12 protein-coding genes are annotated in these 16335 nt (G+C 38.2%); 11 read left to right on the top strand and 1 reads right to left on the bottom strand.

Annotation, left to right across the window (positions count from 1 at the left end; genetic code table 11):
- The first annotated feature begins 141 nt into the window (after positions 1-141).
- Positions 142-1206 carry a glycosyltransferase gene (locus ACT29H_RS11100; protein WP_444821700.1) on the top strand — a complete coding sequence of 355 codons (1065 nt, stop codon included), beginning with the start codon at positions 142-144 and terminating at the stop codon, positions 1204-1206.
- A gap of 111 nt (positions 1207-1317) precedes the next feature.
- Entirely contained in the window at positions 1318-2508 is a 1191-nt protein-coding gene (locus ACT29H_RS11095) for a glycosyltransferase family 4 protein (RefSeq protein WP_444821699.1), read from the top strand.
- Here the strand turns inward: ACT29H_RS11095 and ACT29H_RS11090 are convergent.
- Entirely contained in the window at positions 2505-4034 is a 1530-nt protein-coding gene (locus ACT29H_RS11090; RefSeq protein ID WP_444821698.1) for a pectate lyase family protein, read from the bottom strand. The genes ACT29H_RS11095 and ACT29H_RS11090 overlap by 4 nt on opposite strands.
- Positions 4035-4627: 593 nt before the next feature.
- Here ACT29H_RS11090 and ACT29H_RS11085 point away from each other — a divergent pair.
- From ACT29H_RS11085 to ACT29H_RS11045, 9 genes are all read left to right on the top strand, one after another.
- Entirely contained in the window at positions 4628-5482 is an 855-nt protein-coding gene (locus tag ACT29H_RS11085; protein ID WP_444821697.1) for a hypothetical protein, read from the top strand.
- A gap of 91 nt (positions 5483-5573) precedes the next feature.
- Positions 5574-6116, top strand: coding sequence for an acyltransferase (locus tag ACT29H_RS11080; protein ID WP_444821696.1), 543 nt, complete (start codon positions 5574-5576; stop codon positions 6114-6116).
- A gap of 2 nt (positions 6117-6118) precedes the next feature.
- Positions 6119-7405, top strand: a complete 1287-nt coding sequence (locus tag ACT29H_RS11075) for a pectate lyase (protein WP_444821695.1) — start codon at positions 6119-6121, stop codon at positions 7403-7405.
- Positions 7406-7721: 316 nt separating this feature from the next.
- Entirely contained in the window at positions 7722-7964 is a 243-nt protein-coding gene (locus ACT29H_RS11070) for an acyl carrier protein (RefSeq protein WP_444821694.1), read from the top strand.
- Between the two features lie 2 nt (positions 7965-7966).
- Positions 7967-9949: an asparagine synthase (glutamine-hydrolyzing) gene (asnB, locus tag ACT29H_RS11065; protein WP_444821693.1), complete on the top strand. Its 1983-nt coding sequence runs from the start codon at positions 7967-7969 to the stop codon at positions 9947-9949.
- Between the two features lie 87 nt (positions 9950-10036).
- Positions 10037-11026 (top strand): NAD(+) synthase, encoded by a 990-nt coding sequence (gene nadE, locus ACT29H_RS11060; RefSeq protein ID WP_444821692.1) that lies wholly within the window; start codon positions 10037-10039, stop codon positions 11024-11026.
- A gap of 31 nt (positions 11027-11057) precedes the next feature.
- The gene (locus tag ACT29H_RS11055) at positions 11058-12518 is read left to right on the top strand and encodes a class I adenylate-forming enzyme family protein (RefSeq protein WP_444821691.1); all 1461 of its coding nucleotides are present in this window, start codon (positions 11058-11060) and stop codon (positions 12516-12518) included.
- A 329-nt stretch (positions 12519-12847) separates the two neighbouring features.
- Positions 12848-14005, top strand: coding sequence for a sugar transferase (locus tag ACT29H_RS11050; RefSeq protein ID WP_444821690.1), 1158 nt, complete (start codon positions 12848-12850; stop codon positions 14003-14005).
- A 223-nt stretch (positions 14006-14228) separates the two neighbouring features.
- Positions 14229-16316 carry a ComEC/Rec2 family competence protein gene (locus ACT29H_RS11045; protein ID WP_444821689.1) on the top strand — a complete coding sequence of 696 codons (2088 nt, stop codon included), beginning with the start codon at positions 14229-14231 and terminating at the stop codon, positions 16314-16316.
- The last annotated feature ends 19 nt before the right edge of the window (positions 16317-16335 follow it).

Genomic DNA, 16335 nt, shown 5'->3' with positions numbered 1-16335 from the left:
CGATGAGTGGATGACTGTCATTAATCAGGTGAATAAATAGTGGAATGATGCATGTTTTCCCTTGTGCGGAAAAAGTAGCATTGCGAACCTTCAGATCATACAGAATAAAGTTGTTTGGAAAAAATAAATGATTTAGTCATTATGGTAATTGCTGTTTTTATAAAACAATTGAGTGTGGGTGGCGCTGAAAAACAAAGTCTTATGCTGACCAGGGAACTCAGTAAACAATATCCGGTATTTTTGCTTGTGTGGGACAAAAGTGTAGTCGCACCCGCTTTTCAGGAATTTATTAAAGAGCACAATTTGAATGTGACTTTTCTGAATGGAAATTTTGGAGTCAAATTATTTCAGTTGTGGCGCTTTTTTAGGAAGAATAAAGTGTCTTGCTTGTTTAATTTTTTATTGGTCAATAATTTGGCGGGAGGTATTGCCGGGAAGCTGGCTGGTGTACCTCTTGTTTTTGGAGGTATTCGCAATTGTGAAATTGCCCCCTCCAAATTGAAATGGCAAAAACTATTGCATAATCACATCTCTTATAAAACTATTTTTAATAATTATTCGGGCACTCAAATTCTTGCGAAACAGGGCTTTCGTGTTGATAAGATGGTGGTGATTCACAATGCCATCGATACCAATGAAGAGATGCCGGTGCGTAATGAGTCTGATGTTCCAATTGTTTTTACCGCAGCACGTTTTCTTCCTCAAAAAGATTATTGCACTGCGTTGTTATCCATACAATTGCTGAAGAAGAGAGGGGTGAAATTCAGATATGTTATTGCCGGCTACGGTGCACAGGAAGCTGATATTAGAAAATGGATTGAAGATTTAGAACTAAACGACTGTGTCGAAATAATGACGGATCCTTCAAATATTGGAGAGTTATTCCAGAGGGCCGACATCTATCTTTCCACTTCATTAAAGGAAGGCTTGTCAAATTCAATTATGGAGGCTATGGCCTCTGGTTTGCCAATATTGGCTACCAATGTTGGAGATAATAATCACTTGGTGGAAGACGGAAAAAACGGCTTTTTAGTTTCTAAAAAATCACCAGAGGTAATAGCAGAAATTTTAGAAAAACTCATTGAAAATTACCCACTTAGGCAAAAGATGGGAGATTATGGTTTTCGGTTGGTTAAAGAGAAGTTTTCAACGCAACATTTTTTTTACCGTTATCGAGAGCTATTGGATGAAAGGATTATCGGTTAAAACTTGAAATGAATTTATTTTTTTATTAAGAGGTTTATAGGCGAATATCATAATGGGTTCATTATATGAAAATCTTGGCAACATGCTAGTTAAGAGGTATATAAAAAAGATATGAAAAGCGGAAAATCAAAATATTCCAAACCAAAAGTAGGGGTGATTGGTCTTAAGGGACTGCCTGCCTTTGGCGGCTCGGCGCGTGCCGGAGAAAACATGATGTTCTATTTAAAAGATGAATTTCATTTTGTGGTTTTTAATACCGATACCCATACCTTCCGAAAGACTGGTGTGTACGATGGAGTAGAACAAATCGTGTATAAAAAGTTTTTTATTGGCGCACTGAATACTATATACTACTATTTGAGAGCTACCTGGCATTGTTTGCTGGCAGGGGACTTTGACGTGATACATGTGTTCCATGTGGATGCGGCTTTTATAGTTCCCTTGTTGAGACTTAGGTTTCGTGTCGTCTCTGGTCATAGAGCTCGTCCTCAGTTTGCCGCCAAGTGGAGTTGGCCAGTGCGTCAGTATTTTCGCTTTATGGAGTGGCTTTTTTTTAAAATGCCGGCTGATGTGGTTACTACGGTGAATAGGCCTGTGGCAGAGCTGTTTCAGACTCGGACAAAAAGAAAAATATTATTTATTCCTAACGGCATTGTGTTTGAGGAAGATGCTCAATTACCGGATATTGATGAAAAAGATTATGTGCTCTTTGCCTCTGGCCGAATTATGGAATCCAAAGGCGCTCATTTGATGTTGGAAGCTTTGGTGAAAATTAATTATAAAGGTCGAGTGCTTGTTATTGGAAATCGCTCCCATTCTCCTGAGTATGCCCGAAAACTGGATGAAATATCTCAGGCACTCGATGTCCGGTTTATTGATATTATTAAAGATAAATCATTATTGATGGCCTATCTTAAAAATGCGAGATTGTTCGTCTTTCCAAGCTATCATGAAGGTATGTCAAATATGTTGTTGGAAGCAGCCTCGGCTCAAGTGCCTCTTATTTGCAGTGATATTCCGGGCAATAGGCAAGTTTTTGACGATAGCGAGGCTTTCTTTTTTCAGTCGGGCAATTCCGATGATCTGGCCCAAAAAATGACTTTTATCTTTAAGGATGAAGCTAAAGCCATTGAAGTAGCTCGTAAAGCCTATAGAAAATTGAAAAATGAATACAATTGGGAAAAACTGGCCCAGCGGTATGCTCAAATTTACCGTTGGATGATTGAGCATAAAAAACCCCTGAATCGCCGGGATCAATTTCCGGAACTCAGGGGAAGTAAAAGTTATTTTTCTAGTGACTAAAGCTGATAATCACCTGCTAATTCATTGATATACATTTCTAAATTGGTGTAATAGGAAGAAATGGTATATTCTTTAGCATCTTGGGATGAATTGGGATCAAGACCTTTGGCTATTTCCCATTTGTCAGGGATCCCATCTTCGTCAGAGTCTTGTGGAACATCTCCTTGGAATTGAGAAGGATAACCGCCTCGATCATCAGGGGAGTCTACGAAATCACCGGAATAAGTCCTGGTTTCTTCAATAATTCTTGCATCTACATTATCTAAAATGGGATATCTGGCGCCTACATTTTTCAAAACATAGTCTTCAACCTCATTGATTTTCAGGATGTCATCATAGTTGCTGTCCCATCTGGAGGGTGGCGCGTCTACCATAAAAGAGGCATAAAATTCAGGATATGAAATGTAAGATGAGCTAACCTTTTTTATGGGATTAACATCGCCATTGTCATCAATATAGTTTTCGTCAATGAAGAAAGTGGACCCGTCAACCAAGTACCAGTTTCCAGTACGAAACAAAGGTAGATCTGAACTGGTACGCCCTTTACGATAGAAGTTACGATAAATTACCGCATCATTGATAGGACGTTCGTCTTTAAATATTTGCGTATGTGTTCCATATCCAGGTTTGATGGGGCCCCAGTTGTAAATTAAATTATTTACCACATGAATATCTTGACTGTTGCTTGAAATCAAAGGATTACGATTCATGTTGTGCGCAAAAAGATTTTTGATGATAGATATTTCATGCAGGTTATTTAACATTAATAAACCTTTTGAATGTTCTCCTTCATTGTGGAGACTATGAGATAATCCTTCCGCAATAATACTTCTTTGTATTGTTATATTTCTTGAGCCGGTGGAGAAATCCACATTTTCATCGATGCCCCATGTGAAACTCATCTGGTCGATCATGATATTGTGACAATCTCTATTCTTATAAACAAATAAAGCGTCTCGTTCGGTTGGGACGAGGCCTGTATTTGTGTCATCCCCCGGTCTGATTCTGAAATTCCTCATGATAACATCATGGGTCTCAATTTGAATCCCGGCATTTTTAAGGGTGATTCCCGAGCCCGGAGCCGTTTGTCCTGCAATGGTAACATAAGGTTCCGTTATTTTTATAACGGTATTCAGCTCAATAATACCAGATACTTTAAAAACAACGGTTCTCGGTCCTGATTCAACTTCCAAAGCGTAACGAAGTGTTCCGGGCTCTTTAGCATCTTTTAATGTGGTAACATATATGGTTTTGCCTTCACGGCCTCCCTTAGTATAGCGACCATATCCTTCAGCAGTAGGAAACGCCTTTGTTTCTGAAAATTCCGGAACTTTGTAGTCGCCTTTTGTCTCATTTTCATTTTCCGATTCTTCCTGTTGGTTTTCTTCCTCTGGATTCTCCTCTTCAGCTTGTTCTTCCTCGGTTCCAGGATCTGTCACTGTGCCTAAATCTTCCAGCTGACAACCCCAAATGAACCCAATTAACCCAATGGACAGAAGCGTCCTGTTCAAAAAATTTTTCTTCATGGCCTAAATTAATTTTAAATGTTTCTTGCAGCTATTACGCAGATCTTTAGGAAATGTTGTTTCGTCAATTATTTTTATCCGATATTAATACTATGATATTGTGTGAATTGCTTGCTATCACTCGCTTTTTGATATCTGGTTAAAAAAAGTTAAAAGTTATTCGTCATATTTTTATGGTCTTTTGTCAAAAAAACTAGGGCCAACTCGATGCTTAATTTGTTATTTCATTGGTGGTTTATTTGTGCATTTATTGTTTCGGTCGACCTCTTAAAAAGGTTATTCCCTTTGTCCATTTTCTTTTCCGGTTACTCTGAGTTCTTCCCATAATTTTATTTTTTTCTGATAGTGCTATGAATTGAGTTGCTGGAGTGAATTAGGAATTTGTCTTATTTGTATGATTGAAGTTGGTTGTTACAACGAAATAATCCATGGATTTTGAAAGAGAAGTTGGAATAAGTTTATGAACTGGATTTTTTGTCTTTTTATTTGTTCTATTGGTCAAAAAAAAGTAGACATTCAAAGGTAGAGGAACTAATTTTCAGATATCGAGTTATTCATTTTTGTTATAACAGCTACGTTTATTGGAATATTTTATGAGAAAAATGTTTCGGCATATAATCATTACAGTATTGCTGGGAATCATCATCATTGGTGGTTGTCAAAACTCTAATTCTGTTGATATGGATGGAAACAATGTAAAGAAGGTGCTTTTTCTTCATCACAGTACAGGTCAAATAATTTGGCGTGGTGAAAACAACCTGATCTCAAAAATTAAAGGAAGGCTTGGATTTAGAGGTGCCGTTGAAAAATGGTTTGGCGTTTACAACAAAAATAGTGGAAAAAAATATGATATCTCTGAGATGGCCTATCCATCAAGAGACCCTTATGGCTGGAAAAATTATCCTTTCGATTATTATAATATATGGGTGAAGCATGGTGACACTGATTATTATATGGAGCAACCAACATTGAAAATTTTGGCTCCTCAGTACGATATGATCATTTTTAAACACTGTTTTCCCGTTAGTAAAATAGTTTTTGATGGAACTCCTGATGTAGATTCGGAAAGGAGAATGATTGAGAATTATAAGCTGCAGTACAATGAACTAAAAAAGGAAATGCATAAATATAAAACTACCCTTTTCCTATTGTGGACACCCCCGGCTTTAACAGAACAGGCCACCAACCCTGAAGCAGCCGCTGCCGCCACAGATTTTTCCGAATGGATAGTGCGTGAATGGGATCAACCGGGGGATAACATCTTTATTTGGGATTTTAGGTCTCTTGAAACCAAGGGAGGGGATTATATCCTTCCGGAGTATGCCACCGGGGAGAGGGATTCCCATCCTTCCCATTTATTAGCTGGTAAAACTTATCCTTTGTTTTGTAAACGTATTGTGGATGTTTTGGAAGGAAGAGGAGATGTTGAGTCTGTGATGGGTGAATAGGCAAATATTGTGTATTGGGTCATCTTCATTTGTTGGAGTTCTTGCTGAGAATGCCTCCTGACTAAGACTCCTGAATCAATAATAAAATTAAATGAAGTACTTCTATAAGATTGTCGTAAGGCTGGTTCGGGTTGTTCCGATTAATTGCTTTAGAATATGGATGTTAAGGAAAGTGGGTGTAAAAATTGGCCATGGTTGCAAATTATTTTCGGCAGATTGGGGCACAGAACCGTATTTAATAAAACTGGGAAATCATGTGGTTATATCTAATAATGTTAGATTTTTGACCCACGACGGAGCAGTATGGGTTTTTAGAAAAGAATTTCCCTCATTGGATATTTTTGGATCGATAAAAGTAGGAAATAACGTGTGTATAGGTTTTAACTCAATACTTCTTCCAAATACAGAAATTGGTGACAATTGTATTATTGCGGCTGGCTCAGTCGTTAAAGGTAGGATCCCTTCAAATTCCGTGGTTTTTGGCAATCCCGGAAAGGTGGTGTTGTCCACCGAAATGCAAAAGCGATTGGTGTTGTTGAGTAAATTTAAATTTAATTCCAAAGGAATGTCCTATTTGGAAAAAAAGAAGATGCTACAGGACTTTTTTGAAAACAGAGATAAAAAAAGGCGATAATTGTGAATATAGGAATTCGTTTTTTTTTCTTAGTTTTTCTTCTGCAGTGGTGCGATTTAGGCATTTCGCAAAATATTTTTCCTGGATCTACGGGCTTTGGCACACACTCCAGAGCAGCCTATGGAGGAGAGGAAGAACCAATTATTCTGTATGTTTCAAATTTGAAAAATGACGGCAAAGGTTCTTTAAGAGAAGCTGTATCAAAAAATTTCCCTAGAATTATAGTATTTAATATTTCAGGGACGATTCGTTTGAAAAAACCTTTGTATGTCACCAATCCCTATGTTTTTGTTGCAGGACAATCTTCTCCTGCTAGTGGCATCTCTGTGGAAGGGGCGCCGCTCATTGTGCAGACACATGATGTCTTGTTTCAGGATATGAGATTCAGACTGGGAAGCCACTATCCTCTTAAATCGGATTGTGTTAGTATTACCGGCACTGAAGATAAGGTTTATAACGTAGTTTTTGATCACTGTTCGTTCGCTTTTGGCCTCGATGAAAATATTGGAATCTTGAATGCAGGCCCTGGTATTACGATTAGCAATTCCATAATCGGGTATGCTTTAAATAAATTTGACCATTCATGTGGTTTACTGGCCATGAATTCAGAAAAGATTAGCCTAATTGCTAATATTTTTGCTTTTAATTTTGATCGAAATCCAAATATAAGGGGAGATTCACGGGATGTTGAAATTCTCAATAACTTGATTTACAATTCGGGATCTCATGCCATTTATTTTGGGAGCCGGGGACCTTCCAATTTGCCCGTAAGGGGCCTTATTGAAGGAAATCTTTACATAACGGGTCCAGACAATTTGAATCGTTTTCTTCTTTCTGTTCACCAATATAAGGCAGATACTTTTCATCTTTTCTGGAGTGATAATGTCACCATTCATGATAGAAATGTTTACCGGCATCATTTCAATCAGGTACATGATCAGTCCGGGCGTTTCCTCCCGGAATTGCAACGGCCATTTGGTGCATCTTTAAAAAATCTGATTCCTGCAGAAAAACTTGAAGCACTTATTTTACACAGGGTAGGGGCTCGACCCGGTTGCCGTGATTGGGTGGATAGCCTGATTGTATCCAATATTGAAAATAGAATTGGACATATTATCGTTACTGAGGCTGATATTATTTATAGGAAGCCACTGCCGGTGGTGCAGAAACGATTTAAAGTCCCGGATGATCCACACCAAATTGGGATAACGGGGTTTTCTAACCTTCAGGTTTATTTGCAAAAATTGATAATAAAAAGGTGTAATACTTCTAATCTGAAAAGTTATTGATATTTTAATTAGCGAATGGATAGAAGTTTGGAGGGCTTTCAAGGGGGGGGAACTCAAAAGCTAATTCTGCATAACTTAATGTTTTTGGGCTGTTTTGGCAGGCAAAAAAATAATTGATTTTGATTGAGTTAAAAGTCAATTTGATTTTTGACCACTATATAAAATCATTTCATGTAAATTATTCTGCTACCTGACAAATTGAAGTGGATAATCCCTTTTGCTTATTCTATATTGTGAGAAATTAAATGATCATTATTTGCGATGCAGGTTTTTTTATGGTTAATGAACAAATAATATTTAAAATTTTATGGAAATTATGACAGTTAAAAAGGACGAAATTAAGGCATTTATTGCAGAATCATCCTTCACCGACCTGAATGAAATAAAAGATGATACCATGCTTTTTGAAGAGGGAATTTTTGATTCTATGGGACTATTGAATCTTATCGCATTTCTGGAAGAGAATTATGGAATTCAAACCAATGATTCCGATTTGGTGGAGGAGAATTTTGAGAATTTAAATGCCATAGAAAAGTTTGTGACTCAGAAATTAGGGTGAGTATGTGCGGAATTGCAGGTTTTACTGGTAAAAAGGAAAATGGAGAATCATCTAAAAAAGCGTTGGACAGGATGCTTACCAGAATTCGATATAGGGGGCCCGATGAAGCAGGTGTATTTATATCAGATGAGGCTTGTCTGGGGAGTGTCCGTTTAAGCATTATTGATATTGCCTCCGGTCATCAGCCTATGTGTGATGCTCAAGGTCGATTTTGGATTACTTTCAACGGGGAGATATTTAATTATCCTGAATTGAAAAGTGTTTTGGAGAAACGAGGATGCCATTTTCTGACCAACAGCGATACTGAAGTTCTCCTGCTGGCATATCGGGAGTTTGGTACTAATTGTTTAAATATGCTAAACGGCCAATTTGCCTTTGCTGTATGGGATATAAAGGAAAAGAGTTTGTTTTTGGCTCGGGATCGGGTGGGAATCAGACCTCTTTATTATACAATTAAAGATCATGAGCTGGTTTTTGCCTCCGAAATGAAATCATTGTTTGAATTTCCTGGTATTGAAAGGAAACTGGATTATGAGGCACTGCAACAAGTTTTTACTTTTTGGTCTACATTGTCACCCAAAACAGTCTTTGAGAATGTATTGGAACTTTCTCCAGGGCACTATCTTAAATTTAAAAATGGAAGTGTAGAGGTGAAAAAGTATTGGGAACCTGTGTTTTCTGGATCAAATAAACAGTTTTCTGGATCAATAGAGGATGCAGGCGAAGAGCTTGAATATTTGCTTAATGATGCCGTTAAACTTCGATTGAGGGCAGACGTTTCGGTGGGATCCTATTTGAGCGGAGGACTTGATTCTGCTGTTATAGCCTCGCTGATTAGAAGAAACAGTCCTGAGGGATTACTACAAACTTTTTCCATTGGATTTTCCGACCAAGAATATGATGAAGGAGGCTTCCAAGACAGGATGGTGAAGCAGTTGCAAACCAAACACCATAAAGCCTTTTGTAGTGCGACCGATATTGCTGATTTTTTTCCCGCGACTGTGTGGCATGCTGAAATGCCGCTTTTGCGGACCGCCCCTGTCCCTATGTTCTTGCTATCCCGCTTGGTACGACAAAATAATATAAAAGTGGTAATGACCGGAGAGGGAGCGGATGAGATGTTGGGTGGATATAACCTTTTTAAAGAGATGATGGTTAGAAGGTTTTGGGCTAAAGACCCAAAGTCGAAACTTCGTCCAATGCTGTTAAGCAGACTCTATCCCTATTTGCCCCAAATAAAAAATATGTCACCGGCGGCATTGAAAATGTTTTTTGGTTACCGATTGAAAGATGTGGATTCTGTTGTCTACTCTCATTTGTTGCGTTGGCATAATACTGCTCGGATCAAAAAGATGATGCTGCATAATAATGAACTTCCAGAATCCAATTTAATTGATCAGATGGAAGCCCAATGGTCTTCGATTCTTGAAGAGTGTGATTCTTTATCAAAAGCTCAATATATCGAATCTAAAATATTTATGTCTGGGTATTTATTGTCGGCGCAGGGAGACAGAATGGCGATGGCTAACAGTGTGGAAGGACGATATCCTTTTTTGGACCACAGAGTTATGGAATTTTGTGCTACTCTTCCTGAGAACTTTAAACTGAAAGGACTTAAGGAAAAGGTTTTACTAAAACACAGATTCAGGAATCAATTACCTCAGCAGGTGATTAATCGGCCCAAACAAGCTTACAGAGCTCCTCTTGCTTCACCATTTCTTAACGCTTCTCCAAATGAATATGTGACCCACTTGCTTTCACCTGAAGTATCGAAATTGGTCGGTGTGTTTGATGACAAGGCATTATTGCGCCTTGAACAAAAACTAAAAAATGGAAATGGATCCTCGGAAATTGATCAAATGGGGTTGGTGGCCGTATTATCTACCCATTTGTTGTGGCAGTTGTTTGTGAAAGATTTTCAATCGGTTTCTGAGAAAGATGTTATTAAAACAGAAATCCGCAATAGAGTGACTTTAAATTCCTGATAAAATCCCTTTTTAATAGAAAACCGAGCTATAAATCTATTATTAACACTTACTTTAGAATCCAATAACCCATAAACAGAAAGAACAATGAAAAAATTCTCACCTGACATTTTGAAAATCAAAGATCCGGAAGCGTTAATAGATAAGATATGTGCGAAATTGAAAGAGGATGTATTTCGTCGCTTTAGAAGAAAAGGTGGTGTTGTTGGTATTAGCGGTGGGATAGATTCTTCTGTGACATTGGCTATTGCTGCCAGAGCACTGGGGAAAGAAAAAGTGGTAGGGGTACTCCTTCCCGAACAGGATTCAAGTCCGGATAGTAAAGAGCTAGCACTAAAATTGGCAGATCGATTGGGCATTAAAACAGTGGAGGAAAATATTAGTGAGGCACTAAACGGGTTTGGTTGTTACAAACGGCGTGATGAAGCAGTCAGCAGGATTATTCCGGAATACAATCCTGAAAAGGACAAAATGAAGATTGTTATTCCAAAGGAGATTCTTGATCGAAATCTTCCTCCTGTTTTTTATGTTACAGTTGTTTTTCAGAACGGTCAAGAGGTTACAAGAAGACTTTCTCCTGATGCCTATTTACAGATTGTGGCTGCTTCCAACTTTAAACAACGTAGTCGGATGTCCATGCTCTATTATCATGCAGAATCACGCCATTATGCAGTCATTGGAACACCTAATAAACATGAAGTTAAACAAGGGTTTTTTGTGAAATATGGCGATGGAGGAGCTGATATGATGCCTATTGGAAATTTGTTTAAAACGCAGGTTTATCAGTTAGCTGAGGTTCTGAATGTCCCCAGAGAAATTATTAACCGCATACCAACCACAGATACTTACACTGCAGAACAAACCCAAGAGGAGTTTTTTTATCAGCTTCCTTTTGAAACAATGGATCTGTTGTGGTTTGCCTGGGAAAATGGATACAACCCTATTGAAGTTGCGGAAGTGATCCATATGAGTCCGGATGAGGTGAGCAAGAGTTTCTCAAATTTTGAAAGAAAGTTGAAAACCACAGAGTACCTTAGATCTGCACCTCTTCATGATTATGATTTTTGGAGGCCCTGATGAAAATGTCTTTTAATCTAATGGAGAGAAGATGAATGCAGTTGATTATTTTTTTAAGGATTCGGCTTTTCTGGATAAAGTGTTTTTATACACGGGCAAAGAACAATTTAGTTTTAGGAATATCTCAGACAAAGTTTCGAGGCTATCTGGTTGGATTTCTAATAAATATGCGAGAGGAGAGACCGTTATTTTAATTTCGCCAAACAATGAATTTTTTGTTACGGTCTATCTAGCGGTCATGAAAGCAGGATGTGTGGTGGTGCCTTTAAATCCTGCAATTGAAGATTCTAATCTAGAGTTCGTGGTTTCATTGACCGGTGCGCCCCTTGCATTTGTGCATTCTTCTGTGAAAATTAAAAAGATTTTTGGAGTCGAAGTATATAGCCAACATTCATCCATGTTGGATATGAAGGATGATCTTTGGCATAAATATGAACCCGGAGTCGAAATGGGAGAGAATGACCTTGCCCAAATAATTTTTACTTCCGGATCCACTGCAATGCCTAGAGGTGTAATGATCTCTCATGGAAATTTAATTGCTAATACTACCTCGATATTGAAGTATCTTTCATTGAGAATGGACGATACAATGATGGTTGTGCTTCCATTCTTTTATTGTTATGGCTTATCATTGTTGCATACTCACCTGAGAGTTGGAGGTTCTTTAGTGCTGAATAATAATTTTATGTTTTTGGGAAGTGTATTGCGTGATTTAAAGCAATACCAATGCACCGGATTTGCGGGAGTGCCCAGCCATTTTCAGATTTTGCTTAGAAAATCAGAATCTTTCCGTAATGAGCATTTCCCTAATTTGAGGTACGTTACTCAGGCAGGAGGAAAATTGCATAATGTATTTATCAGGGAATTTGTGGAATTATTTCCTGATGTGAAGTTTTTTGTAATGTATGGACAAACCGAGGCAACAGCTAGGCTATCATATCTTCCTCCCCATAAACTATCCGATAAAATTGGGTCCATCGGGAAAGGGATTACAGGAGTGACATTAAAAGTCGTGGATGAAAAAGGGAAAGAGGTACTACCGGGTCAAACAGGTGAGATCATCGCCTTTGGAAAGAACATTATGTTGGGGTATTTGGGAGATGAAGGGGCAACCAGTGAGGCGATAGTTGATGGATGGCTGCATACTGGAGATCTGGGGACTGTGGATGAGGATGGGTATATCTATCTGACGGCAAGAAAAAAAGAGCTAATAAAAGTGGGGGGCAAACGGGTTGGACCAAAGGAAATTGAAGAGGTAATCGTCCGATTGCCGGGGGTTATTGATTGTACCATTGAGGCATATGATCATCCGGATTTGGGGGAAGGCATTCGGGCCATAGTGGTGAAAAAGGAGAACTCAACTCTTTCCGCTGAGGATATCCGTCAGGAATGTGCTAAAAAACTGGCTTCGTTTAAAGTGCCTACCGATGTCGTTTTCAAAAATAGGATGGAAACAGCCCTGACAGGTAAAAAAATTAAAGGAACACTTTGATTATCTGTTTTTTATTTTCGTCGGTCAACACTTCAAGGCATTTGCTCAAAATATGAATAACTCAGAATTTTTTGACAAAATGCGGTAATTAATGTCTGAGTGAACCCATTTTGGAAATTAGTGGAGCAAATTGTCCTGAATTTGGCCTGGAATTCTGGAACTATTAGTGTATTGCTTGTTTACATTGTTGAACCCTTGCTGTAAATTGCTCAATAATAATAATTGTTTGAAGCAAGCAGGGTTATATATGCATTTTTAGAGAATGAAAAATTTGCCGTGACAGTGCCCTTAGGACATTATTTGTCGAATGAATATAACAGATTGTTAAGATGTCAAAACTATCAAAGGCCATGAAGAATACCGGTTTACTATCCCAAGTTGTTGAAGAATTGTCTGCAAGCGGACAATATGTGCTGACCCCGCCTCTCGTTAGGCCAATTGTGGATCGTAAAAAGGAAATTATGCTGAAAAATATCAGTATCGAGGTGTATCAGTTCTTTATCAATCATTTGGTTCCCGAACGACAGAATGTTAGTCTTATCGATACCAATAATATCGGGGAGATTCGGAAACAGATTAAAGAGAATACGCGTTCCATTATCAATCTGAATCGGTTAAACCATGTCAGATATATCAATAAGTTCTTGATCGAGATTAATGCTTCAATGCCTGATGCTGGTATTTTTATTGGGTGTGTGGAACCTGTGAAAGAGGTAAAAGAAAAATATCGTAGGAAAATTAAAAATCCTGTTTTGTTTTCTATGTTTTGGATGTTAGTGTTTGTTTTTCACCGTATAATGCCAAAAGTGGAATACCTGCAGAAGATTTATTTCTTTCTTACTAAAGGTAAATACAGATACCTTACTATGGGTGAAACACTCGGGCGAATTGCCAGTTGCGGGTTTGAAATTATTGAATACAAAAAAATTAATGGCCTGCTCTATTTTGCGGTTATTAAGACCAAAGAACCGGTCTATGGTGTTCAGCCCAGCTTTGGACCTTTGTTCCCCATGAATCGGATCGGTAAAAACGGAAAGATGATAAAAGTCTATAAGTTAAGAACAATGCACCCTTTTGCGGAATTTTTGCAAGATTATGTGACCAAACTTAATGGATATAATAAAGTCGGAAAACCTGCCAATGATTTCAGAGTAGCTTCTTGGGGAAAAATTTATCGAAAATATTGGTTGGACGAGTTACCCCAATTGATTAATGTGTTGAAAGGTGAGTTAAATATCGTGGGAGTGAGGCCTTTAAGTAGGACGCGGTTTAACGAATTGCCTGAAGATCTTCAGAAGTTGAGAGTCCGATTTAAGCCAGGATGTATTCCTCCTTATGTTGCTTTACTTATGCCTGATGCAGAGGGAAATATTGAAGCCGAAAGGATCTATCTCTCCGAAAAATTGAAGCACCCTGTTCGAACCGATATAAAGTATTTTTTTATGGCGATTTATAACATACTTTCAGGGAAAATAAAAAGTTCATGATGACTGGTATATCAATTAGCATAAGCATGTTGTGATTTTCGTAGTTGAAGGTAGGATACTATATGAATGCTGGATTTAGTGGGATTGGCGAAAATTTATGATCAGATAAACCTTTTTCTATGTTATTGGTTTTTGTTTTAAACCAACTTGAATGGTGTTAAATGCCCGGATTTAGTCTGACTGATTACTTCCGGGATTTAATATTTGGTTTGAATCTGGTTTTATGTCTTTGCTGGAGTCTTTAAAAACGGTTCCTTTTTTGAGATTCGTTATTCCTTTTGCCGGAGGGATATATTGTTCCGATTTTTCCGACAAAAGCAGTATAGGATTTTTTTTTCTGGTTTATGGCGGTTTGTTTGGTCTTTTAATAATCGTTCTTCTTAGCCGTTCTATTTACAAACAGTTTTCATTACGATGGCTCAGCGGAAGTCTGGTTTTTCTATTCCTTTTTACTTTCGGATTGTTGTTGGGAAATATGTCGCAACCGACGAAATCGATAAGGCAATATAATGTGCATGCATTTGCGGAAGTCAGAGAGGCTTTCCCTACTTCTTCGGGATATTGGAGACTGGTGGTTCAACCCCTTGAAATTTCTTGCAAGGATTCTTTCCCTCTCCGTCGTTCAGATTTATGGCAGATAACCTTAGAATCTGCCGATTCATCTTCTCAGATGCCGGTTGCCCAAGGAAATTTAATCCGATTTTCTACAAGGTTAAATGGAACTTATTATGAAAAAGGAAATCCCCATGCATTTAACTATGACAGATACCTTTTTCGGCGGGGTATTTCCTTCACTGGTTTTGTTGAAAGCGACAACTATCAAGTTGTGGAACGGAAGAATCGTGTTGATTTATCTCATACATTGGCGAGGATTCGGCAAAATGTTATTGAGATATATAGAAGAAATAACATTGAAGAACAACCGTTGCAGGTTTTGTCTGCCCTAACATTAGGAATGCGACATTCCCTAGATAAAGAGATAAAAGATTGGTTTGTTCATTCGGGAGTGATTCATGTGTTGGCAGTATCCGGTTTGCATGTCGGAATAATATTTTTGGCCCTTAATTATGTCTTGGGTATATTTCTGCCCCAGGGAAGCCTGATTAGAGGTGTGATAGCGACGGCTGGATTATTCTTTTATGCATTGATAACAGGAGGTTCTCCCTCTGTTTATCGGGCAGCAATTATGCTTTCAGTAATTCAGTTTGGAAACTCTCAAGGGCGCAAGGGTAATATATATAACTTGTTGTGTCTGTCAGCGTTTATAATTCTGATGATGGAACCTTATTCATTATTTTATGTGGGATTTTGGTTAAGTCACTTGGCTGTAGCAGGAATCGCAACATTCTATCCTTTGTTTCATAAGTATTATGCTGCACGAAATATTTTTATCCGACGTGTCGGTGATTTGATTTCGGTGACTGTGGCTGCACAGCTTGGAACGTTTCCCCTGTCGTTACATGTTTTTGAAGCCTTCCCCGTTTGGTTCCTGCTTTCCAATTGCATTATTTTACCTTTAATGGCGCCAATTTTAATTTTATCAATATTGCTGGTTATAACATCCGGAAATATCTTTTTTTCATCTGTTTTTTCGGGTGCTTTGAATGATATTTTAACATTTATGATTGAAATGATCCGGTGGCTTGATGGTTTGCCACATGCCTACGTTACCGGATTGCGAACAGGGACCATTGGAATGGTTTTGATTTATTTGTTTCTTGCTAGTACAGCAGGATGGTTTTATTTGAGAAAAAAAGAATTTTTTTTAGCTTCATTGTCCTTTCTTGTGGGTGCTGTTTGTTCGATAAATTTGGAATTTTTGTTGAGACGAACAACCAGCGCATTTGCGGTTTTTAATTCATATAGGGAGAGTTATATTGGAATCATTCATGAGGGGAAGGGAATGTTATATTACAATGCTCCCTCAAATAATAATGCCGAGTTTGTGAGTGGTGGCTTTTTCGCTAAATATGCTATTGATTATCAGAAAAAGCCTCTTTTAAGGGATGGGGAGATGGCGAATTTTACCGTGTTTCCAACCGCAGAAGGAGTATACCTTGGACTGGGGGATGTTGATGTTTCTGAAATTAGGGTGATCCCGGAGCGGATGAATGAGATTAAAGGTGTGGTTCTATTCGGTGAACCTTCCGGAGATGTATCTTCATTTATTGAAAAAATAGGATGTCGCCGATTAATTGTTGCAGGAGGGACTCCCGCTTGGATTATCAGGAAATGGAACGATCAGTTGAAAAGGAAGAATGTTTATATTCACGTCGTATGGGAGGACGGGGCATATTTGGAATTTTATTGATATTGGATATTCTCTTGTG

The sequence above is a fragment of the Thermophagus sp. OGC60D27 genome, assembly GCF_052400625.1.
Lineage (GTDB): Bacteria > Bacteroidota > Bacteroidia > Bacteroidales > Marinilabiliaceae > Thermophagus.
Note: the sequence above shows the minus strand (reverse complement) of the source record. Positions and strands in the feature narration are given on the sequence as shown.

Bases quoted from the DNA above. Each gene is read 5' to 3' on its own strand.
- ACT29H_RS11100 (WP_444821700.1), top strand. From the start codon at position 142: ATGGTAATTGCTGTTTTTATAAAACAATTGAGTGTGGGTGGCGCTGAA.
- ACT29H_RS11095 (WP_444821699.1), top strand. From the start codon at position 1,318: ATGAAAAGCGGAAAATCAAAATATTCCAAACCAAAAGTAGGGGTGATT.
- ACT29H_RS11090 (WP_444821698.1), bottom strand. From the start codon at position 4,034: ATGAAGAAAAATTTTTTGAACAGGACGCTTCTGTCCATTGGGTTAATT.
- ACT29H_RS11085 (WP_444821697.1), top strand. From the start codon at position 4,628: ATGAGAAAAATGTTTCGGCATATAATCATTACAGTATTGCTGGGAATC.
- ACT29H_RS11080 (WP_444821696.1), top strand. From the start codon at position 5,574: ATGAAGTACTTCTATAAGATTGTCGTAAGGCTGGTTCGGGTTGTTCCG.
- ACT29H_RS11070 (WP_444821694.1), top strand. From the start codon at position 7,722: ATGACAGTTAAAAAGGACGAAATTAAGGCATTTATTGCAGAATCATCC.
- asnB (WP_444821693.1), top strand. From the start codon at position 7,967: ATGTGCGGAATTGCAGGTTTTACTGGTAAAAAGGAAAATGGAGAATCA.
- nadE (WP_444821692.1), top strand. From the start codon at position 10,037: ATGAAAAAATTCTCACCTGACATTTTGAAAATCAAAGATCCGGAAGCG.
- ACT29H_RS11055 (WP_444821691.1), top strand. From the start codon at position 11,058: ATGAATGCAGTTGATTATTTTTTTAAGGATTCGGCTTTTCTGGATAAA.
- ACT29H_RS11050 (WP_444821690.1), top strand. From the start codon at position 12,848: ATGTCAAAACTATCAAAGGCCATGAAGAATACCGGTTTACTATCCCAA.
- ACT29H_RS11045 (WP_444821689.1), top strand. From the start codon at position 14,229: ATGTCTTTGCTGGAGTCTTTAAAAACGGTTCCTTTTTTGAGATTCGTT.